15 protein-coding genes are annotated in these 19,886 nt (G+C 72.4%); 6 read left to right on the forward strand and 9 right to left on the reverse strand.

The window, feature by feature from the left end:
- Positions 1-6 precede the first annotated feature (6 nt).
- Positions 7-1,173 (reverse strand): ABC transporter substrate-binding protein, encoded by a 1,167-nt coding sequence (locus tag Q392_RS12630; RefSeq protein ID WP_051953386.1) that lies wholly within the window; start codon positions 1,171-1,173, stop codon positions 7-9.
- A 150-nt stretch (positions 1,174-1,323) separates the two neighbouring features.
- Entirely contained in the window at positions 1,324-2,799 is a 1,476-nt protein-coding gene (zwf, locus tag Q392_RS12635) for a glucose-6-phosphate dehydrogenase (protein WP_038207510.1), read from the reverse strand.
- A gap of 168 nt (positions 2,800-2,967) precedes the next feature.
- Here zwf and Q392_RS12640 point away from each other — a divergent pair, with 168 nt between their 5' ends.
- The 4 genes from Q392_RS12640 to Q392_RS12655 are packed head-to-tail and all read left to right on the forward strand — an operon-like array spanning position 2,968 to position 7,962.
- On the forward strand, positions 2,968-3,990 hold the full coding sequence (locus tag Q392_RS12640; RefSeq protein ID WP_051953408.1) for an ABC transporter substrate-binding protein: 1,023 nt from the start codon (positions 2,968-2,970) through the stop codon (positions 3,988-3,990).
- Positions 3,991-3,996: 6 nt separating this feature from the next.
- Positions 3,997-6,210: an ABC transporter permease gene (locus tag Q392_RS12645; protein ID WP_038207512.1), complete on the forward strand. Its 2,214-nt coding sequence runs from the start codon at positions 3,997-3,999 to the stop codon at positions 6,208-6,210.
- Positions 6,211-6,233: 23 nt separating this feature from the next.
- Positions 6,234-7,283, forward strand: coding sequence for an ABC transporter ATP-binding protein (locus tag Q392_RS12650; protein WP_038207513.1), 1,050 nt, complete (start codon positions 6,234-6,236; stop codon positions 7,281-7,283).
- 34 nt (positions 7,284-7,317) lie between these two features.
- Positions 7,318-7,962, forward strand: coding sequence for an HAD family hydrolase (locus Q392_RS12655; protein ID WP_038207514.1), 645 nt, complete (start codon positions 7,318-7,320; stop codon positions 7,960-7,962).
- A gap of 16 nt (positions 7,963-7,978) precedes the next feature.
- Here the strand turns inward: Q392_RS12655 and Q392_RS12660 are convergent, their stop codons facing one another.
- From Q392_RS12660 to Q392_RS12690, 7 genes are all read right to left on the reverse strand, one after another.
- Entirely contained in the window at positions 7,979-8,650 is a 672-nt protein-coding gene (locus tag Q392_RS12660; protein WP_038207517.1) for a lipocalin family protein, read from the reverse strand.
- 109 nt (positions 8,651-8,759) lie between these two features.
- A complete protein-coding gene (locus Q392_RS33415) occupies positions 8,760-11,090 on the reverse strand; it encodes a transglycosylase domain-containing protein (RefSeq protein ID WP_051953388.1) in 2,331 nt (776 codons plus the stop codon).
- Positions 11,091-11,132: 42 nt separating this feature from the next.
- A complete protein-coding gene (locus Q392_RS33420) occupies positions 11,133-12,815 on the reverse strand; it encodes a PepSY-associated TM helix domain-containing protein (protein WP_051953390.1) in 1,683 nt (560 codons plus the stop codon).
- Between the two features lie 23 nt (positions 12,816-12,838).
- Positions 12,839-13,132 (reverse strand): hypothetical protein, encoded by a 294-nt coding sequence (locus Q392_RS12675; RefSeq protein ID WP_038207520.1) that lies wholly within the window; start codon positions 13,130-13,132, stop codon positions 12,839-12,841.
- The gene (locus tag Q392_RS12680; RefSeq protein ID WP_038207523.1) at positions 13,129-13,404 is read right to left on the reverse strand and encodes a hypothetical protein; all 276 of its coding nucleotides are present in this window, start codon (positions 13,402-13,404) and stop codon (positions 13,129-13,131) included. Before Q392_RS12680 ends, Q392_RS12675 begins: the two co-directional genes overlap by 4 nt.
- A 10-nt stretch (positions 13,405-13,414) precedes the next feature.
- Positions 13,415-15,934, reverse strand: a complete 2,520-nt coding sequence (locus Q392_RS12685; RefSeq protein WP_038207529.1) for a TonB-dependent receptor — start codon at positions 15,932-15,934, stop codon at positions 13,415-13,417.
- 139 nt (positions 15,935-16,073) lie between these two features.
- A complete protein-coding gene (locus Q392_RS12690) occupies positions 16,074-18,266 on the reverse strand; it encodes a TonB-dependent receptor (protein ID WP_038207535.1) in 2,193 nt (730 codons plus the stop codon).
- Between the two features lie 265 nt (positions 18,267-18,531).
- Between Q392_RS12690 and Q392_RS12695 the strand changes: the two genes are divergently transcribed.
- Together Q392_RS12695 and Q392_RS12700 are read left to right on the forward strand one after the other, a co-directional pair.
- Positions 18,532-19,566: an alpha/beta hydrolase gene (locus Q392_RS12695; RefSeq protein ID WP_051953392.1), complete on the forward strand. Its 1,035-nt coding sequence runs from the start codon at positions 18,532-18,534 to the stop codon at positions 19,564-19,566.
- A gap of 86 nt (positions 19,567-19,652) precedes the next feature.
- Complete coding sequence (locus tag Q392_RS12700; protein ID WP_038207540.1) at positions 19,653-19,874, forward strand: hypothetical protein; 222 nt, start codon at positions 19,653-19,655, stop codon at positions 19,872-19,874.
- Positions 19,875-19,886: the final 12 nt, after the last annotated feature.

The following is a 19,886-nucleotide window of genomic DNA, read 5'->3' on the forward strand; positions in this document are numbered from 1 at the left end:
AACGGTTCAGGTCAGCAGCCGTCCGCCCGCGCCGATCACCGCCACGTCGACAAACTGGCTGCCTTCGCGGTTGCCGCGGCCGAAGCTGATCTTCATGCCGCCCAGTTCGTAGCCCTCGATGCTCTCCAGCGCCGCCATCAGCTGCGCGCGGCTGGCGCCGGGCCCGGCGCGGCGCAGGCCCTCGGCCAGCACGCGGGCGTTGACGTAACCCTCCAGGCTCGGCAGCGAGAAGGTCTGCTGGCCCGCGGCCAGCATGTCGGCCTGGTAGCGGCGCACGATCTCGTGGCGGGTGGCGAAGGGCGAGGGCACCACGATCGAGAAGCCCAGCCCGTGCGCCAGGTCGCCCATGGCCGAGAGCGAACCGGCCGTGATCGACAGCCCGTAGGCCGAGCTCTTGCCGCCGGCCGCGCGCAGCGCCTTCACGAAGGCCGGCGCGGTGCCCGCGAGCCCCACGATGACCACGTGCGGCCGCGCCTCGGCGATGCGCTTGGCGGCGGGTTCGACCTCCATGCTGATGGTGTTGGGCGTGGTCGCGATGATCGCCGGCTCCAGCTTGGCCTTGGCCAGCGCGGCGTTGAAGCCTGCCAGCAGCGACTGGCCCAGCGGATCGTTGGAGTGCACCAGGCCGATGCGCGTCTGGCCCAGGGTCACGGCCTGCGCGACCAGGCGGTCGATCTCCTGGTCGTAGTTGGCGCGCACCCAGAAGGTGTTGGGCGTGTTCTTCCTGCGCAGCGCCACGGTGCCGGTGTTGGGCCCGACCACCGGCAGGCCGGGCACCGCATCGCTGACCTCCGAGGCCTGGCGCGTGCCCAGCGGATGCAGGATGGCCAGCACGGCCGGGTCGGCGGCGAAGGCCAGGGCGTTGGCCTTGGCCACGTCGGGCTTGAACTGGTCGTCGGCCAGTTGCAGCTCGACCCTGGCGCCGTGGATGCCGCCGGCCTTGTTGATCGCGGCGAAGCAGGCGCTGGAGCCCAGGAACAGGCCGGTGCCGTTGGCCTTTTCGACGCTGCTGTGGTCCAGCGTGACGCCGATGCGCACCGCGCGCGCCTGCGCCAGAGCCGGCAGGCCCAGGCCGGCCGATGCGCCGGCGGCGGCCAGCGTCAGGACGGTCCGGCGGCGCAGCGCGGGCGCAGCAGGGCGGGAAGGGGCGGACGACGACGAACGATCGGGCATGGCTGAACTCCGCAGACGGCGCCGTGGCGCGGCGCCTGGTTCACAAAGTTCAATGCTATGTCAAATCATACGAAAGTCACAATCGGACACATGTATGTGAAATAGTCCACCCGAAGGAGAGCCGCCGGCGCGGCCGTGCCCCTGCTGCCCTCACTGCTCCTCGCCCCAGGCGAAGCCGTCGCGGGCGATCATGGCGCTGGAGGCGCTCGGCCCCCAGGTGCCCGCGGCGTAGGGGCGCGGTCCGGCATCGGTCTGCCAGCTGTCCAGCAGCGGCTCGACCCAGCGCCAGGCTTCCTCCTGCTCGTCGCTGCGCACGAAGAGGTTCAGCCGTCCTTCGATCACGTCCAGCAGCAGCCGCTCGTAGGCGCCGACGCGCTCGGCGCCGAAGCGCTTGTCGAAATCCAGGTCGAGCTGCACCGGCGACAGCGGCAGCATGCCGCCGTGCACGCCGCGGTGCGTGCTCACGCGCTGGTTCTGCGCCTGCGCCAGCAGGTGCAGCTCCAGGCCGTCCTTGGGCTGCAGGTTGATCACCAGCTTGTTCGCGAAGCCCGCCGGTGCGTGGAAGATCGCGTGCGGCGCGGCGCGGAAGTTCACCTCGATGCGCGCGTCGCGCGAGGCCAGCCGCTTGCCGGTGCGGATGTAGAAGGGCACGCCGGCCCAGCGCCAGTTGGCGATCTCGGCGCGCAGCGCGACGAAGGTCTCGGTGCGGCTGACCGGGTCGATGCCGGGCTCGTGCAGGTAGCCCGGCACGCGCTCGCCATAGGCGGTGCCTGCCGTGTACTGCCCGCGCACGGCATGCAGGCCGATGCTCTCGGGCGTCCAGGCCTTGAGCGAGCGCAGCACCTTGAGCTTCTCGTCGCGCAGCGCGTCGGCATGGGCGTTGATGGGCGGCTCCATCGCCACCGCGCACAGCAGTTGCAGCGCATGGTTCTGCACCATGTCGCGCAGCGCGCCGGTCTGGTCGTAGAAGGCGCCGCGCTTCTCGACGCCCACCTCCTCGGCGATGGTGATCTGGATGTTGGCGATGTGCTCGCGCCGCCACAGCGGCTCGAACAGGGCATTGGCGAAGCGCAGCGCGAACAGGTTCTGCACCGAGGGCTTGCCCAGGTAGTGGTCGATGCGGAAGACCTGCTTCTCGGCCAGCACCTCGCGCACGGCCGCGTTGATCGCGTGGTTGGAGGCCAGGTCGTGGCCGAGCGGCTTTTCCAGCACCACGCGGGTGTTCGGCGTGTTCAGGCCGGCGGCCGCCAGTTGCTGCACGGCCTGCGTGAACAGCGAGGGCGCGGTGGCCAGGTACATCACCACGCTGTCGGCCTGGCGCGTGCGCAGCAGGGCGGCCAGGGCCGCGTAGTCGGCCGGCTGCGACAGGTCCATGCGCAGGTAGTGCAGCAACTCGGCGAACTTGCGGAACTCCTCCGGCGTCGGCCGCTTGGCGCCTTCCACCGCCTCGAAGCGGGACTGGATCAGTTCGCGGTACTGGTCGTCGGTGAGTTCGTCGCGCGCGACGCCGATGATGCGGCCGCCCGCGGGCAGGCTGCCGTGGCGGAAGGCCTGGAACAGGGCGGGCATGAGCTTGCGCCAGGCCAGATCGCCCGTACCGCCGAACAGAACGAGATCGAAACTCATCGAAACGCGACTTTCTTGAAGCTGTGCAGGCTGCCGCCCACGTTGCGAACGCCTTGAAACTTTAACGGTAGTTCCACCGATGCTCGATACGTGCTTGCGTGGCGTAAGCTCCCTGGCCGGCCTTGCGAGGCCGTTTTTTTGTTTTACCGTCAGGCAAGAGGCATGCCCATGAAGAACTCCACCAAGACCCTCCTGGCCGGCGCCGTGCTGGCCGCCGCATCGGCCAGCGCCAGCGCGCAGCAGGTCAACGTCATCTGCTCGGTCCAAGCCGACTGGTGCAACATGATCGCCACCGTCTATGCCCGCACGACGGGCGTGAAGATCAACCTGGCGCTCAAGGGCTCGGGCGAGGCGCTGGCCCAGCTCATCGCCGAGCGCGAGAACCCCAAGACGGACGTGTGGTTCGGCGGCACGGGCGACCCGCACCTGCAGGCGGCCGAGCAGGGCCTGACGCTGGAGTACAAGTCGCCCACGCTGTCGCAGCTCTACCCGTGGGCGCAGGACCAGGCGAAGCAGTCGGGCTACAAGACGGTGGGCATCTATTCCGGCCCGCTGGGCTTCGGCTACAACACCGAGCTGCTGGCCAAGAAGAAGCTGCCGGCGCCGAAGAGCTGGGCCGACCTGCTCAAGCCGGAGTACAAGGGCGACATCCAGGTGGCCAACCCGGCTTCCAGCGGCACCGCCTACACCATGATCGCCACGCTGGTGCAGCTCATGGGCGAGGACAAGGCCTTCGATTACCTCAAGGGCCTGCACAAGAACATCGCGGCCTACACCCGCTCCGGCACCGCGCCCATCAAGGCGGTGGCGCGCGGCGAGACGGCGGTGTCGATCAGCTTCATCCACGATGCACCGCAGGAGAAGATGCAGGGCTTCCCGGTCGAGACCGTCACGCCCTCCGAAGGCACCGGCGCCGAGATCGGCTCGATGAGCATCGTCAAGGGCGCGCGCAACATGGAGCAGGCCAAGAAGTTCTACGAGTGGGCGCTGACCCCGGCCGCGCAGGCCTTCGGCGCCGCCACCAAGCAGTACCAGCTGCCCTCGAACAAGAGCACGCCGGTGGACCCGAACGTGCCCGACTTCAAGAAGATCAAGCTGATCGACTACGACTACAAGAAGTACGGCGCCAGCGCCGAGCGCCGGCGCCTCATCGCGCGCTGGGAGAAGGAAGTCAACTCGCTGCCGAGATAAGCGGCGGTGAGGGCGCGCCGACCGAACGCCGCCGCCTGGCTGTGCATCGCCGCCGGGCTGCTGGGCTACCTGCTGCTGCCGTGGTACGCCATCCAGGACACGAGCTGGTGGCAGGCGCTGCCTGGCATCTTCTCCGAGGGTGAGGCGGCCAACGGGCTGCTGCAGGCCTCGCGCCAGGGGCGGCCCTGGCTCTACGCGGGCCTGGCGGGGCTGGGCCTTGCCGCCGTCGGCGCGCTGCTGCGGCCGGGCCGCGCGCAGGGCCGCTGGCTGCTGGCCGGCGGCGCGCTGGGCGCGCTGGGGCTGGCCGCCGCCGGCTTCACCATCGGCGCGCGCGGCTGGAGCATCGCCGCCTTCAACACGCTGTTCGGCGAGCTGTCGGTCAACCAGTTCGGCATCGGCGCCGGCGGCTTCGTCGCCGTCGCGGCGCTGATCCTGCTGGCGGCCTTCGGGCTGGCGCGGCTGGGCTTCTTCCGCGGCGACCTGTTCGTCTCCGGCGCGGTGGTGGGCTGCGCGGTGCTGCTGCTGCTGTTCATCGCCTGGCCGGTGGGCAAGGCGCTGGCCGGCGCCTTCTTCGACGAGGACGGCGGCTGGTCGCTGGCCGCCTTCGCCGAACGCATCTTCACCGCGCGCATCTGGGGGCTGGGCTGCATCGCCGGCGGCACGAGCTGCGGCGTGGCCTGGAACACGCTGCTGCTGGCGCTGCTCACCGCCGCCGGCACCACCTTCCTCGGCACGCTGATAGCGCTGATGGCCGAGCGCGGCAGCCGCCGTTGGCAGGGCCCGCTGAAGGTCATCGCGCTGCTGCCCATCATCACGCCGCCCTTCGTGGTCGGCCTGGGCCTGATCCTGCTGTTCGGCCGCGCCGGCGTGGTCAACCAGTTGCTGGAGGCCTGGTTCGGCATCCAGCCCACGCGCTGGTTCTACGGGCTGCCGGGCATCCTCACGGCGCAGCTCTTCGCCTTCACGCCCATCGCCTTCATGATCATGCGCGGCGTGGTGCAGGGCATCGCGCCGAGCCTGGAGGAGGCGGCGCTGATGCTGCGCGCCGACCGCTGGCGCACCTTCCGCACGGTGACGTTGCCGCTGATGAAGCCGGGGCTGGCCAACGCCTTCCTGGTCGGCTTCATCGAGAGCATTGCCGACTTCGGCAACCCGGTGGTGGTGGGCGGCCAGTATTCCGTGCTGTCCACCGACATCTTCTTCGCCATCGTCGGCGCGCAGTACGACCAGGGCCGCGCGGCCTCGCTGGCCTGGGTGCTGACGCTGTTCGCGCTGACGGTGTTCGCGCTGCAGCGCGGCCTGCTGGGCAAGCAGAACTACACCACCGTGAGCGGCAAGGGCGACGCCGGCATCCCGATGCCGCTGCCGGCGGGCGTGCGCAGCATGGTCTACGCGATCGCCTTTCCGTGGATCCTGTTCACGGTGGTGGTGTACCTCTTCGCCTTCACGGGCGGCTTCGTGCAGACCTGGGGGCGCGACTACACCCTCACGCTCAACCACTTCCGCACCGCCTTCTCGCTGGAGTGGGGGCAGTTCGGGCTGGTGTGGGCGGGCACGGCGTGGAACTCGCTGTGGACCACGCTCAAGCTGGCCGGCATCTCGGCGCCCATCACCGCGGCGCTGGGCCTGCTGATCGCCTGGCTGCTGGCGCGCAACGAGTTCAAGGGGCAGGGCGTCTTCGAGTTCGCGGCGCTGCTGGCCTTCGCCATCCCGGGCACGGTGCTGGGCGTGAGCTACATCCTGGCCTTCAACGTGCCGCCGCTGGAGCTGACGGGCACCGGGCTCATCATCGTGCTGTGCTTCATGTTCCGCAACCTGCCGGTGGGTGTGCGGGCGGGCACGGCGGCCTTCAAGCAGATCGACCGCTCGCTGGACGAGGCGTCGCTGATGCTGCGCGGCTCGACAGCGCAGACGCTGTTCAAGGTGGTGCTGCCGCTGCTCAAGCCGGCGCTGGTGGCGGCGCTGGTCTACAGCTTCGTGCGCGCGATGACGACGGTGAGCGCGGTGATCTTCCTCGTCACCGCCGAGAACGAGCTGGCCACCACCTACATCATCGGCCGCGTCGGCAACGGCGACTACGGCGTGGCGCTGGCCTACTGCACGGTGCTGATCGTGCTGATGTCGCTGGCCACCGCGCTGATCCAGGTGCTGGTGGGCGAGCGGCGGCTGGGGCGGCGCAAGGCCGGCACGGCGGCGGCCACCGTCGCCACGCCGGCGTGAGTCAAGAAAGAACGGGTCTGCACATGAGCAACGGCATCGAATTCCGCAACGTCACCAAGCGCTACGGCACCGACAGCAGCGCGCCGCTGGCCGTCAAGGGCATCAGCTTCGAGGTGCCTCAGGGCACGCTGGCCACCATCCTCGGCCCCTCGGGCTGCGGCAAGACCACCACGCTGCGCATGATCGCGGGCCTGGAGTCGCCCACCTCGGGCCAGATTCTCATGGGCGGGCGCGACGTGACCACGCTCGGCCCCGGCGAGCGCAACGTGTCGATGATGTTCCAGAGCTACGCGCTGTTCCCGCACATGGACGTGCGCGAGAACGTCGCCTACGGCCTGCGCATGAGCGGCATGAAGAAGGCCGACGCGCTGGCGCGCGCCACCGAGGCGCTGCGCGGCGTCGGCCTGGTCGGTTTCGACGAGCGACTGCCCAGCGAGCTGTCGGGCGGCCAGCAGCAGCGCGTGGCGCTGGCGCGCGCGCTGGTGCTGGAGCCGGCGGTGCTGCTGTTCGACGAGCCGCTGTCCAACCTCGACGCGCGGCTGCGCCGCGAGATGCGCGAGGAGATCCGCGCCATCCAGCAGCGCCTGAAGCTCACCGTGGCCTACGTCACGCACGACCAGAGTGAGGCGCTGGCGGTGAGCGACCAGATCATCGTGATGGACCACGGCGTGATCGCCCAGCGCGGCACGCCCGAGTCGCTCTACAACCGGCCCGAGAGCGAGTTCGTCGCCGGCTTCATGGGCGAGGCGCTGGTCTTCCCCGGCATGGCGCAGGCCGACGGCCACGTGACGCTGGGCCCGCTCACGCTGACGCCGCGCTATGCGGTGCCCACCGGCGTGGTCAAGGTCGCGGTGCGGCCCGAGGCGTGGCAGATCGGCGCGGCCATCGGCCTGCCGGCCACCTGCGCCAAGGCCTCGTACCTGGGCAACGGCTACGAGTACAGCTTCGACACTCCGCTCGGCCCGGTGTTCGTGGTCTCCGGCGACCTGATGCGCCCGCTGGCGCCCGGCGCGCAGACCGTGCTGGGCCTGGGGCAGCAGGGCGTATCGGTGGTGCCGCAGCCGGCCGGCTGAAGGGCCCCCGCGGGCCGGAGGACAATGCCGGCCCATGAATGTGGTGTTCGACCTGGGGGCGGTGCTCATCGGCTGGGAGCCCGCGCGGCTGGTGCAGGCGCACTTCCCGGAGCGCGCGGCGGACGAGGCTGCCGCCGCGGCGCTGGCCAAGGCGCTGTTCCATCACGAGGACTGGCTGGCCTTCGACAGCGGCCTGCGCAGCGCGGCGGAGGTCATCCAGCGCAGCGCGGCCCGGCTCGGCCTGCCGGTGGCGGCGCTGCGCGAGCTGATCGAGCCGCTGGGCGAGCGGCTGGCGCCCATCCCCGAGACGCTGGCGCTGCTGCGCGACCTGCGCGCGCGGCGCGAGGCGCAGGGCAGCCCCCGGCTGTTCTACCTCTCCAACATGCCGGCGCCGTACGCGCGGGCGCTGGAGCGGCGCTTCGACTTCTTCGGCTGGTTCGACGGCGGCGTGTTCTCGGGCGATGCCAAGCGGGCCAAGCCGCACGAGGAGATCTACCAGTTGCTGGCATGGCGCCACGGCCTGGCGCCGGCGCGCACGCTGTTCATCGACGATGCCGTCGCCAACGTGGAGATGGCGCGGGCGCTGGGCTGGCGCGCCATCCACTGCACCTCGCCGGCCGCGCTGCCGCGCGAGCTGATGCGGCAGCTCGAAGCGATGGAGGCCGGCGCGGCGCGCTGACCCCGGTGGCGCGGCCTCAGGCCGTCGCGGGCGAGGGCGCGGGGCGCACCACCCGGTCCACGTCGAAGCCCAGGGTGCGTGCGTACTCCAGTTCGGCGTCCAGCGCGGCCGCGTCCATCCGCGGGGCGCGCGAGAGCACCCACAGGCAGCGCCGGTCCGGCGTGCCGACCAGCGCCACTTCGTAGTCGCGGTCCAGCTTGAGGATCCAGTACTCGCCCCAGGCCAGTGGCAGCCAGCCCAGCCAGTCGGGCGCGAAGCACACCTGCAGCCGTCCGGCGCCCGGCAGTCCCGCCACCGGCACCGCGCGGGCCCGGCCCACGGCCTCGTCGACGCGGCCGTCCTCTCGCTCGCAGCGGTTGACGACCCGCAGCGAGCCGTCGGGCTGCGGCGTGTACTCGGCGGTGGCGCGGCCGGCGCAGTCGGCCTCGAAGCGGTTGGGCAGGCGCGCCTGCTCGTGCCACAGGCCCGCATAGCGCTTCAGGTCCACCGGCGCGACCACCTGCAGCGGTGCGCGCATCAGCGGCGCACCGTCCGCCGGGCCGGCCGGCCGGTGCTGCCTGCGCGCGGCGCGCAGCGCATACAGCGCCGCCACGCCGCCCGCGCAGAAGGCCGCCGCCAGCAGGCCGATGCGGTGGCTGGTGGCGTCGTCGTCATGGAAGGCGTCGGGGGGCAGGGTGCGGTCGGGCATGCGGGCTCCAGAGGGGAAGGGCGTGACGAAAAGCAGGCACCTTCACCCTATCGCGGCGGCCGGCGGCGCCGTGTCAGCCGCAGGCCACTGCGCGTGTGCGGCAGGCCCCTCAGCGCGCCGCCGGCGGCGGGCCGCCGCGCCCGGGCGCCACGCCGGCGCCGCGCACCTCCACTCGCACGCTGTCCAGCACGCGGCCCTGCGCGTCGGCCAGTTCGACGACGTGCCGCCCCGGCCAGGGCAGCCACTGCGCGCGCGGGCCGCGGGCGACGGTGCGGCCGCCGATGCGCCACTGCGCGCCGGCGCCGGCCGCATCGGCCTCGAAGCGCACGCGCTGGTGGCGCGGCGGGATGTCCGGGTCCAGCGCCAGCAGCGTGCCGTCCGCCGGCGCGGTGATGCGTGCGGGCGGCGGCTCGCCGGCCGGGCCGGCACCGGCGGCGATGCCCTCCAGCGCGAAGAGGGGCTGCTCGGTGCCGGCGATGAACCACTCGCCGCGCGCCGCCTCGATGGGCTGGCCGCTCCAGTCGCCGAAGCGCACCGCCGCCTGGCGCAGGCCCGGCGGCGGCGCCGGCGCCCGGCTGGGCTCGCGCGCGTGCAGGAAGCGCATCAGTTCGGCCCACACGGGCGCCGCGCCGCTGGTGCCGCTCACGTCCCACATCGGCGCGCCGCCGGCGTTGCCCACCCACACGCCGACCGTGTAGCGCTGGGACCAGCCCACGGCCCAGTTGTCGCGCATGTCCTTGCTGGTGCCGGTCTTCACCGCGCTCCAGAAGCGCGTGCCGAGCACGCTGTCGGGACCGAAGGTGCGCACGCGGGCGTTGGCGTCCGAGAGGATGTCGCCGACGATGAAGGCGGCGCGCGGGTCGAGCGCGGCGGCGAACGCCGGCGCCTCGCCGGCGGCCGGCGGCAGCACGCGCGTGGGGCTGAAGCGCCCCCCGTTGGCCAGCGTTCGGAAGGCGTTCGCCAGTTGCAGCAGCGTCACCTCGGCGCTGCCCAGCGCCAGGCTGTAGCCGTAGTAGTCGCCGCTTTGCGCCAGCGCGATGCCGGCCGCGCGCAACTGCCGCGCGAAGCCCTCGGGCGAGACCATCACCAGCGTGCGCACCGCAGGCACGTTGAGCGAGGCCGCCAGCGCGGTGCGCACCGACACCGGCCCCTTGAAACGACGGTCGTAGTTCTGCGGGATGTACAGGCCGCCGGGCGTGGCGATCTGGGCCGACGAGTCCTCCAGCAGCGAGGCGGCCGTGAGGCGCCGCTCGGCGATGGCCTGCGCGTACAGCAGCGGCTTGAGGGTGGAGCCGGGCTGGCGCGGCGCCAGCACCGCGTCGACCTCGCGGGCGGCGCTCAGCTCGCCCGAGGAGCCGACCCAGGCCAGCACCTCGCCGCTGGCGTTGTCGAGCACGACGAGCGCGCCGTCCTCCACGTTGCGGTCGCGCAGCTCGCGCAGGTGGCGCTGCAGCGTGGCCAGGGCGAAGCGCTGCAGCGGGGCGCGCAGGGTGGTGTGCAGTTCGGTCGGCACGGGGGCGCCGCCGGCGTTCGTCTCGCGGGCCGCGCGCAGCGCCTGCCGCGCCAGGTGCGGCGCGATGCCCTCGCTGGCCTCGAAGGCGCGGCGCTGCAGCGCCGCGGCGGTGAACATGTCGACCGCGGCGCAGTCGGAGAATGTGGCCCCCACGCTCGGCACTTCGTGTCCTCGCTGCCCCCCCAGGGGGCGCGGGCTTGCTTGGGGCGGCCCGGCGCTGCGCCCCGCCGGCTGCATGGCGCGCAGCACCTCGCAGGCGCGCTGCGCCACCCGCGCGGGCGAGGCGTTGGGCGCGCGCACCAGCGCGGCGGCCACCGCGGCCTCGCGCGCCTGCAGGCCGTGCGGCGCCTTGCCGAACAGCGTGCGCGAGAGCGCGTCGATGCCCACCAGCTCGCCGCGGAAGGGCACCAGGTTGAGGTACGCCTCCAGGATCTGGTCCTTGCGCCAGCCGCGCTCCAGCTGCGTGGCGGTGTAGGCCTGGTCGATCTTCTGCCCCAGGCTGCGGCCGCCGCCGGCGCGGCGCAGGTCCTCGTCGAGCAGGCCGGCCAGTTGCATGGTGATGGTGGAGGCGCCGCGCGTGCGCGTGTGCCACAGGTTGGCCCAGGCGGCGGCCGAGACGGCGCGCCAGTCCACGCCGCTGTGCTCCCAGAAGCGCTTGTCCTCGCTCATCACCAGCGCGGTGCGCAGTGCGGGCGAGACCTCGGCCAGCGGCACCCAGCGGCCGCGCCGCACGGTGGCGTCGGTGCGCAGGCGCTGCAGCGGCTCGCCGGCGCGGTCCAGCACCCGGATGTCGGAGGGTCGCCAGGCGGAGCGCACCTCGTCGAAGCGCTCCAGCGCGAAGGCGCCGGCCGCAGCGTGCGCCAGCAGCGCGGCGGCCAGCGCGCGGCGCAGAAAGGTCGAGACGAGGAGTGGCGGGACGGACAACATGGCGCGGGGAATGCCCGGACTGTAAGGCCCGGCCCGCGCCGTTCAGCGGGCCGCGCCTGTCGCGGGCTCCTGCGCGATCTCCGGCGCGCCGGAGGAGGTGGCCTCGGCGCCGCGCGCCGCCGACAGCGACCAGACGCTGTCCACCGGCCCCTGGCGCACCCGCCGCGCGGTGGCGCGCGCCATCCACGCCAGGCCCAGCGCGCCGGCCATCGCCACCGCGTCCACGCCCAGCGCCGCGGCGCTGCCGTGCGCCCAGGGGCCGATGCCGGGCAGCAGCCAGCCGGCCAGGGTGGTCAGCGGGATGGCGGCGGTGCACAGGGCCGCCGCCCACAGCAGCGCCGGCGCCGCACGCGCCGCGCCGCGCGCGAAGGCCCAGCCCACCGCGCCGAGGAACACCGCGTAGTACACGCCCATGTGCCAGGCCTGGAGGTCGTCCACCCGCCCGTGCAGCCACTTGCCCGCCGCCAGCGTGGCCGAGATGCCCGCCACGCAGCCGATGCACACGCCCACCGTCGCCGCGGCCATCAGGAAGGTGGAGCGCTTCTGCACCACCGGTGCGCCCCTGCCGCGGTCGGCCTTGCGGCGCGACTCCACCCACAGCAGGTTGCCGGAATAGAAGAGGAAGGCGCCCGCCAGCCCGAGCAGGAAGTACATCCACTGCACCGGCGTGCCGCCGAAGGTGGCGAAGTGCAGGCTGAAGAAGCTGACGATCGTGGCGTCGGCGGCGGTCTGGCGCCCCGGCAGGTACTCGGTGCTGCGCACCTGGCCGGTGTACGGGTCGAGCAGCGCGAAGCCGCCGTTGACGCTGCGCTGGATGGTGGTGGCGTCGCGCACCCACACGCGCACCGCGGCGCGCGGCGTGGTCGGCTGCACGTAGTCCAGCGCCACCGGCACCAGCGTGGGCGACAGCGCCTGCACCCGCGCCACCAGCTCGGCCGGCGGCAGCATGGTGCCCACGTCGCGCGGCGGGGGCGGTGGGCCCTTGGGCGGCGTGCGGCTCCACAGGCGCTCCCACTGGCCCTGGTAGAGCACCGTGTCCTGCACCGCGTAGATGCCGTCGTGGAAGGCGAACACCGCCGCCGACAGCGCCATGATCACGTGGAAGGGCAGGCTGACGATGCCGATCACGTTGTGCGCGTCCAGCCACATGCGCTTGAGGTTCTTCCCCAGGCGCAGCGCGAAGAAGTCCTTCACCAGCGTGGGCAGCAGCACGATCACGCCCGAGACCAGCGCCACGGCGTACAGCGCGCTGATCACGCCCATCACCCAGCGGCTGGGGTCGTTGTCGAAGGGCAGGCCGACCACGCGGTGCAGCACGTCGATGAACTCGGCCACGCGCGACTGTTTCGTCTCCTCGATCAGCGGCGCGCCGTCGGCCTGCAGCGTGGCGAGGTAGTGGCGGTCGTTCGAGCGGTCGTGGTCGTCGCCGCCCTGGGGCCGCTCGGTCCAGCCCATGCGCGCGGGCACGTGCTCGGTCTCCAGCAGGTGGATCTGGAAGCTCTTGGCCGCCGCCGGGTGCGCGGCCAGCGTGCGGGCGATGAGCTGCGGCGCCTCGTCCAGCGGCACCGCCGCCGCGCCGGGCGAGGGCGCGGCCACCCAGCGGGCGATCGGCTCCTTGAAGACGGTGAGCGCGCCGGCGTAGAAGGCGATGAACAGCGCCATGCCGGCGACGATGCCGGTCCAGGTGTGGACGGTCTTGTAGAGGCGGATGACGTCTGCGCGCATGTGGGGCCCTTTTCTTTTTTTTTCTAGATGAAACGCAGCGCGGCCCAGAGGCCGAACACCGCCGCGTTGGCCGCGCCCAGCCACAGCCAGGCGCGTGCGCCGCTGCCGAAGAGGAAGCACAGGCTCAGCACGCCGAACCACACCGGCGGCACCAGCCACATGGAGAGCTGGCCGCGCGTGGCCAGCGGCAGGGCCTGCGTGGCCAGGTCGAGCAGCCCGCTGACGGCCACCGCCAGGGTGAAGCCCAGCAGGGTGCCGGCGATGCTCTTGGACAGCCAGTCGCGGCGGATCGGCGGCGCCTTCACCTTGGTGTTCATTCCTTCACCTCGTGCAGGTTCCGCAGCGCGCCCAGGTACGGCAGCAGCACGAACAGCAGCATCGCCCAGGTACAGAACACGAACACCGCCGTCACCGGCCGCAGCGCCGCGAACAGGGCCGCCAGCCCGCCGGCCAGCAGCAGCGCGCCGGCGATGCGCGCCGGCCACGCGGGCCAGCGGCGCGCCAGCAGCCGCTGGTGCTCGGCGCCCAGGTACACGCTCAGGCAGCCCGCCAGTGCGAGCGCCAGGCCGAGGGCGAGGGCAGGGGGCATGGCTGCGTCCTCAGAAATCGACCGAGGCCGAGAGCAGGAAGGTGCGCGGCGCACCCAGGATCGCCAGGCCGTCGCGCCAGCTCGCGTCCCAGTAGGCGCGGTTGGTGGCGTTCTGCAGCGTGGCACGGAAGGTGACCGGGTAGCTGGCGAGTTGCGTCGCGTAGCGGGCGCCCAGGTCCAGGCGCGTCCAGGAGGGCGCGCGCTGCGTGTTGGCGGCGTTGATCCAGGCGGCGCTGTTGTAGATCACGGTCCCCGACAGCGTCAGGCCGGCCACGCCGGGCACGTCCCATTCGCCGCCCAGGTTGACCTTCCACTTGGGCGCGCCCGGCGGCGTGTTGCCCTGGTTCACGCCGCGGGCGGTGCGGGTCAGCTCGCCGTCGGTGAAGGCCACGCCGCCCAGCAGGCGCACGCCCTTCGTGACCTCGCCGAACACGCTCCATTCGACGCCGCGGTTGCGCTGCTCGCCCTGGCCGTCGACGTAGTACTGCGTGTCGCCGGTGTAGACGTTGATCGTGCTGGGCCTCTTGATCTGGTAGACGGCCAGGGTGTTGGTCCAGGTGCCCAGGTCCCACTTGACGCCCAGCTCCACCTGCTTGGTCTGCAGCGGCGGAATGACGTCGCCGTAGTTGGTGGCCCGGGTGTCGCTGACCAGCGAGCCGCTGGTCAGGCCCTCGATGTAGTTGCCGTACAGCGCCACGTTGGGCACCGGCTTGAACACCACGCCGAGCATGGGCGTGGTGCGCTTGGCGGCATAGCTGCTGTTGACGGCCACCAGGTTGCTCAGCGGGCTGTTGAGGTTGGCGGACAGCTGCGTGAAGCCCAGCAGCCCCACGCGCTGCTCGCGCAGGCCCAGCGTCAGCTTGAGCCGGTCGTCCAGGAAGGACATCGTGTCGGTGATGGCGTAGCTGTTCAGCGCGGTGCGCGAGCGCGGCAGCGGCAGGTAGTCGGAGCCGGTCAGCGGCACCCGCACCGGGTTGTAGATGTTGGACACGTAGGCTGGCGTGAGGCGGGTCGCGGAACTGCCGTTCTCGATGTCCATGTCCTGGCCGCCGATGTTCCAGTCGTGCCTGACCGGCCCCGTGTGGAAGTGGCCGCGCAGGCCGGCCTCCAGCGAGCGGGTGTCGTTGTAGCCGGTGCCCGGCGGCAGCGTCGTCGGGTTCGTGCAGACGCCGGGCCGCACGCCGCCGCAGAAGTTGCCCAGCGCGTCCACGTTGCGTGCGGCCGTCGAGAGGTAGCCGGTGTAGCGGTGGTGCCGCTGGCCGTAGCCCGCGTAGACCGTCAGGTTGTCGAGGATGTCCACCTCGCCGCGGAACATGCCGCCGCTGTCGGAGGCGTCCATGTAGGTGCCGGGAAAGAAGTTGGTGTTGGCCTTGGGCGCCTTGGGCACCACCGGCGTGCTGAACTGCGCGAAGATGCCGATGCCGTCGTTGGTGCGGAAGCGCTGGTCGTACAGGTCCAGCGAGAAGCGGGTGCGCTCGCCGCGGTAGTCCAGCCCCAGGCCCGCGACCCGCCGGCGGCTGCTCATGTAGTCGGTCGGGGTGTCGCCGCTCATGGTGGATGCGTTGAGGCGCACGCCCCACTGCTTGCGCTCGCCGAAGCGCCGGCCGATGTCCACCGCGCCGCCGAACTGCCGGTCGGTGGCGAGGCTGGCCGTCACGCGGGTGAGCGGGTCGTCCTCCGCCCGCTTGGGCACCACGTTGATCGTGCCGCCCACCGCGCCGGTGGGCGACTGCCCGTACAGCAGCGAGCCCGGCCCGCGCAGCACCTCCACGCGCTCGGCCAGCTCCACCGGGATGCGGCCGTAGGGCAGCACGCCGTACATGCCCGACATCGCGATGTCCTCGCCGTAGGCCAGGAAGCCGCGCAGCTGGTAGAACTCCAGGCCGTAGGCCGAGGGGCTGGCCTGGCGCACGGCCGGGTCGGCCACCAGCACTTCGGCGATGCTGCGCGCCTGCTGGTCCTCGATGGTCTTGGCCGTGTACGAGGTGATGCTGAACGGCGCGTCCATCACGTCCACGTTGCCCAGCACGCCCAGGCGCGCCCCCTTGCCGACCTGGCCGCCGGCGTACACCGGCGGCGCGCCGTACACGGAGTTGGCGGTCACCGTGGTGGCTTCCAGCGTCGGCCCGTCGGTGCCCGCGGCAGCGGCGGTCGCCGCCGTGGCGGCGGGCACGAGCCGGTAGCTGCCGTCGCCCACGGTTTCGGCGCGCAGGCCGCTGCCGGCCAGCAGCCGGGCGAGCGCCTCGTCGACCGGGAGCGAGCCCTGCACCGCCGGCGCCTGCACGCCGCGGGCCTGGTCGGCCGTGAAGGCGATGCGGGCGCCCGTCTGGCTCGACAGGGCGGCCAGGGCACTGTCCAGCGGCTGCGCCGACACGGCGATGGACAGCGCCCGCGGCTGGGCGTGCAGCGCCCCGGCCGCCAGCAGCGCGGCGCACAGGGCGGCCAGGCGCGGCGCCGGGCGGCGGGAACGGGTCGAAACGGGGCGTGCGGCGGGCACGCCGGTGCGCGGCGAGCGCAGGCGACTGGACATCAAGGTCTTCTCCTCTCGGGATGTGCAGGGCACCGGCTGTCTGGCTACGCCGCGCATTGCGCACGGCGGCACCCGTTGTAGATGAGAATAATTCTAATTTGAAAACATCCTCATGACATCCGCCCGGCCAGCGCCGCCGTCAGAACGACACCGTCGCCGACACCCTGAAGGTGCGCGGCGCGCCGGGCATCACGAAGCCGTCGCCGAAGGTGCCGATCCAGTAGTTCTTGTCAGCCACGTTCTCCACGCTGGCGTTGAAGCGCACCGGCGTGGCGGCGATCTGGGTGGCGTAGCTGGCCATCAGGTCCACGCGGTTCCAGGAGGGCAGGCGCAGCTTGTTGCCCGAGTCGGCCCACTGCTTGCTCGTGTAGATCAGTCGGCCGCCCACGGTCAGGCCCTGCACGGGCGTCTGCCAGTCCAGGCCGATGCGGGCGCGCCATTCGGGCACGCCGTAGGTGTCGCGGCCGGTGTTGAGCTGCTCCGACTTGATGTGGGTGATGCCGCCCAGCAGCGACACGGTGTCCGTCAGCTTGCCGAACAGGCTCCATTCCATGCCGCGCAGGCGCTGCTCGCCGCCGTCCACCAGGCGGTTGCCGGCCGCGGCGACGAAGGACGGGCGCTTGATCTGGAAGGCGCTGATGGTGTGCGTCAGCTCGCCGGTCTGCAGCTTCACGCCCAGCTCCGCCTGCTTGGTGACCTTGGGCGGCAGCGCCTCGCCGGCGTTGGCGTAGGTGGAGGGCACCACCTGGCCCGGCTCCAGGCCCTCGGTGTAGTTGCCGAACAGCGAGACGGTGTCGCCCCACGGGCGCACCACGGCGGCCACCATGGGCGAGAAGCGGCTCTCGCTGTAGTCGGAGTAGGGCATCTTCACGCTCTGGTGGCGCCCGCCCACGGTCAGCAGCACCCGCTCGTCCGCGATGCTCATGGTGTCGGCCACGGCCAGCGAGCGGAAGTCGTACTTGCTGGCGACGCGGGCCGATTCGTAGCCCGTCCACAGCGGCGCCGTCGGGAACACCGGCGTCACCGGGTTGTACAGGTTGGTGACGTAGCAGTAGTTGCAGGCCGTGTTGTTGGTGCCTTCCTTGATGCGCAGCACGTTGGCCGAGAACTGCAGGCGGTGCTTGACGGGGCCGGTGTCGAACTTGCCGATCACGCCCGCCTCGGCGGTGCGGCGCTCGGAGCGGGTGTCCACGTTGTAGATGGCGCCGCGGGTGGTGCCGTCCAGCCCGACGACGATGGCCCGCGTGCCGAACATCAGGCCCTGGCCGGTGGAGTTGGAGCCGCCCGCGGCCACGTAGCCCTGCCAGTTCTGCGTGAAGTCGAATTCGGCGCGGGCCAGCGCGCCGGTGTTGTGGTAGCGGCCGTGGGTGCCGCGGAACATGTTGGTGTCGCCGTCGGGCGGCGCCAGCAGCAGGCCCAGCGCGGGTGCCGCCCGCAGCGCCGTGCCTGTCGGCGATGCGGCCGCCGACACCGCCGGCGCTGCCGAGGTGAAGCTGAACATGCCCGGGCTGCCGTTGTCGATCGTGTTCACGCTGTCGTACAGGTCCAGCGAGAAGCGCGCGCGGTCGCCCAGGTAGTCCAGCCCGAGCGAGGCCATGCGGCGCTTCTGCTGCTCGTCCTGGGCGCCCATCTCGCCCTTGCCGTAGACGCCGTTGAAGCGGATGCCCAGGCGCTGCTCCTCGCCGAAGCGCTTGCCCAGGTCGGCATGCAGCTGGCCGTAGGAGTGCGAGCCGTAGGTCATCGTCAGCTCCGCCAGCGGCTTGACCAGCGCGCGCTTGGTCACCATGTTGACGGTGCCCGCCACGCTGGAGGCCGGCGGCATGCCCGAGAGCAGCACGTTCGGGCCGCGCAGCACCTCGACCCGCTCGAACAGCTCGATCGGCACCTGGTTGGCCGGGGCGATGCCGTACAGGCCGTTGGTGGCGATGTCGATCGCCGTCATGTCCAGCCCGCGCAGGTTGAAGTTCTGCAGCATGTGGCCCTTGTTGGTCGTGAAGACGACGGCCGAGTCGTTCTCCAGCACGTCCTGCAGCGTCAGCGCCGACCAGTCCTCCGCCAGTTCGCGCGTGTAGGCGTTCACGTGCACCGGCGCATCGACGATGGAGGTGGCGCCCAGGATGCCCAGGCGGGCGCCCTTGGCGGCCTTGCGGCCCGGCGCCAGCTTCGGCAGGTCCTCGCGCTCGTACCTGTCGCGCACGTAGACCTGTTCGAGCGTGCCGACCGCGGCGGGGTCCGCCGGCGCGGGCTCCGTCTGCGCCGCCGCGAAGGCGGGGATGGCCAGCAGCGCCAGGACGATGGGGTTGGGCCGGGGGCGGCGGTGGACGGATGGCATGGCTTCGGACTCCTCTTCGATGCGGATTCGGGGGCAACCGGGTTCGACGAGGAGGGCGCGCGGCGGCCACGGGGGCGCGGCGGGCGCACCCGTCCGGGCTTTCAGGGCCCGTTCTCCTCGGAGCAGTGGTTGTGGGGTGCTGGCTTGCGGCTACGCCGCGTGTTGCACGCGGCAGCACCCAATGGATGAGAATGATTCTAAATCATAAACAAATGTAAACAACGCCGGCTGCCGCCATCGGCCCTCTTTTCCTCCCTTCCGAGCCATGTCCGACCTGTCTTTCGAGCTTCTGTTGTCGCCTGCCTGCAACATCGTCCGCCGCCGCCTGCTGGGCGCTATCGCCGGGGCGGCCGTCCTGCCGGGCTGTGCCGGCGCACCGCCCGCCGCGCCGCAGCGCTTCGATCCGGCCCGCCGCATGGGCCCGACCGTGTGGGACGAGGGCGGCTCGCGCCACTACCGCTTCGAGCGCGTCGCAGCGGCTGCCGCCAGCGGCCGCCGCTACCGGCTGTGGCTGGCCTGGCCGCGCCGTGCGGCGCCGGCAGGCGGGCATCCGCTGGCCTGCCTGCTGGACGGCAACGCCGTGGCCGATACCCTGGGCGCCGCGCAGCTCGACGCGCTGGCCGAAGCCGGCGATGCGCCGGCGATCCTCGCGATCGGCCCCGACAGCGACCTGCGCTTCGACGTGGCCCAGCGCGCCTACGACTACACGCCGCCGGTGCGCGGCGACGGGCCGACCTGGGACGACGAAGCGCTGCAGCGGCGGGGCGGCGGCGCGGACGCGTTCCTCGACTTCATCGCCGGGCGGGCCCTGCCGGCTCTGGCGGCGCGCGCCCCGCTGGACGCGCGGCGCCACACCCTCTGGGGCCACTCCTACGGCGGCCTGTTCGTGCTGCATGCGCTGCTGCGCCGGCCGCTGCTGTTCTCGCGCTATGCGGCGGCCGACCCGTCGCTGTGGTGGCAGGAGGGCTTCATCCTGCGCGAGGCCGGCCAACCGGCGCCCCTGCCGGCCGGGCGCGAGACCGCGCTGCTGCTGATGCAGGGCGCCTCGGCGGACGAGCGCGGCCCCGCGCCGCCGCCGGCCGGCGCCGACGCGGCACGCGTCGAGCGCATGCGGCGGCAGCGCGCCTCGGTGCCGCCGGAAGCCGGCCGCATGCTGGTCGACAGGCTGGGCCGCCGGCCCGGCATGCGCGCCGAGTTCCGTGCCTTCCCGGGCGTGCCGCACGGTCCGATGCTGGCGGCCTCGCTGCCCGCCGCGCTGGCGCTGGCCGCCCGGGCGCCGGCCGGGATGCAAACGGGATGAACGCCTACCCGCGTTCGGGCGCGCCGTCCGGCGGGCGGCGCGCCGGCGCGGGCTAAGCTGCCACGCGTACCCGTATCAAAGGAGAGATGCAGATGATGAAGCTGACCGCGCTGCTGGCCGCCGGCACCGTCCTCGCGGGCTGCGTGGTGGCGCCCGAGCCGCCCCCGCCGCACCACCACCGTCCGCCGCCCGGCGCCTACGGCGACCGCGACCGGGACGGCGTGCCCAACCGCTACGACCGGGACCGCGACAACGACGGCGTGCCGAACCGCTACGACCGCCGGCCGGGCGATCCCTACCGGCGCTGACGGGCCGGCCCG

Origin of the sequence: Xenophilus azovorans DSM 13620 (assembly GCF_000745855.1) — a bacterium.
Classification (GTDB): Bacteria; Pseudomonadota; Gammaproteobacteria; order Burkholderiales; family Burkholderiaceae_C; genus Xenophilus; species Xenophilus azovorans.

Coding starts and splice junctions, on each gene's coding strand:
- Q392_RS33420 (WP_051953390.1), bottom strand. CDS start 12,815: ATGCGCGCAGACGTCATCCGCCTCTACAAGACCGTCCACACCTGGACC.
- Q392_RS12675 (WP_038207520.1), bottom strand. CDS start 13,132: ATGAACACCAAGGTGAAGGCGCCGCCGATCCGCCGCGACTGGCTGTCC.
- Q392_RS12685 (WP_038207529.1), bottom strand. CDS start 15,934: ATGTCCAGTCGCCTGCGCTCGCCGCGCACCGGCGTGCCCGCCGCACGC.
- Q392_RS12655 (WP_038207514.1), top strand. CDS start 7,318: ATGAATGTGGTGTTCGACCTGGGGGCGGTGCTCATCGGCTGGGAGCCC.
- Q392_RS12690 (WP_038207535.1), bottom strand. CDS start 18,266: ATGCCATCCGTCCACCGCCGCCCCCGGCCCAACCCCATCGTCCTGGCG.
- Q392_RS33415 (WP_051953388.1), bottom strand. CDS start 11,090: ATGTTGTCCGTCCCGCCACTCCTCGTCTCGACCTTTCTGCGCCGCGCG.
- Q392_RS12640 (WP_051953408.1), top strand. CDS start 2,968: ATGAAGAACTCCACCAAGACCCTCCTGGCCGGCGCCGTGCTGGCCGCC.
- zwf (WP_038207510.1), bottom strand. CDS start 2,799: ATGAGTTTCGATCTCGTTCTGTTCGGCGGTACGGGCGATCTGGCCTGG.
- Q392_RS12695 (WP_051953392.1), top strand. CDS start 18,532: ATGTCCGACCTGTCTTTCGAGCTTCTGTTGTCGCCTGCCTGCAACATC.
- Q392_RS12680 (WP_038207523.1), bottom strand. CDS start 13,404: ATGCCCCCTGCCCTCGCCCTCGGCCTGGCGCTCGCACTGGCGGGCTGC.
- Q392_RS12650 (WP_038207513.1), top strand. CDS start 6,234: ATGAGCAACGGCATCGAATTCCGCAACGTCACCAAGCGCTACGGCACC.
- Q392_RS12700 (WP_038207540.1), top strand. CDS start 19,653: ATGCAGATGATGAAGCTGACCGCGCTGCTGGCCGCCGGCACCGTCCTC.
- Q392_RS12660 (WP_038207517.1), bottom strand. CDS start 8,650: ATGCCCGACCGCACCCTGCCCCCCGACGCCTTCCATGACGACGACGCC.
- Q392_RS12630 (WP_051953386.1), bottom strand. CDS start 1,173: ATGCCCGATCGTTCGTCGTCGTCCGCCCCTTCCCGCCCTGCTGCGCCC.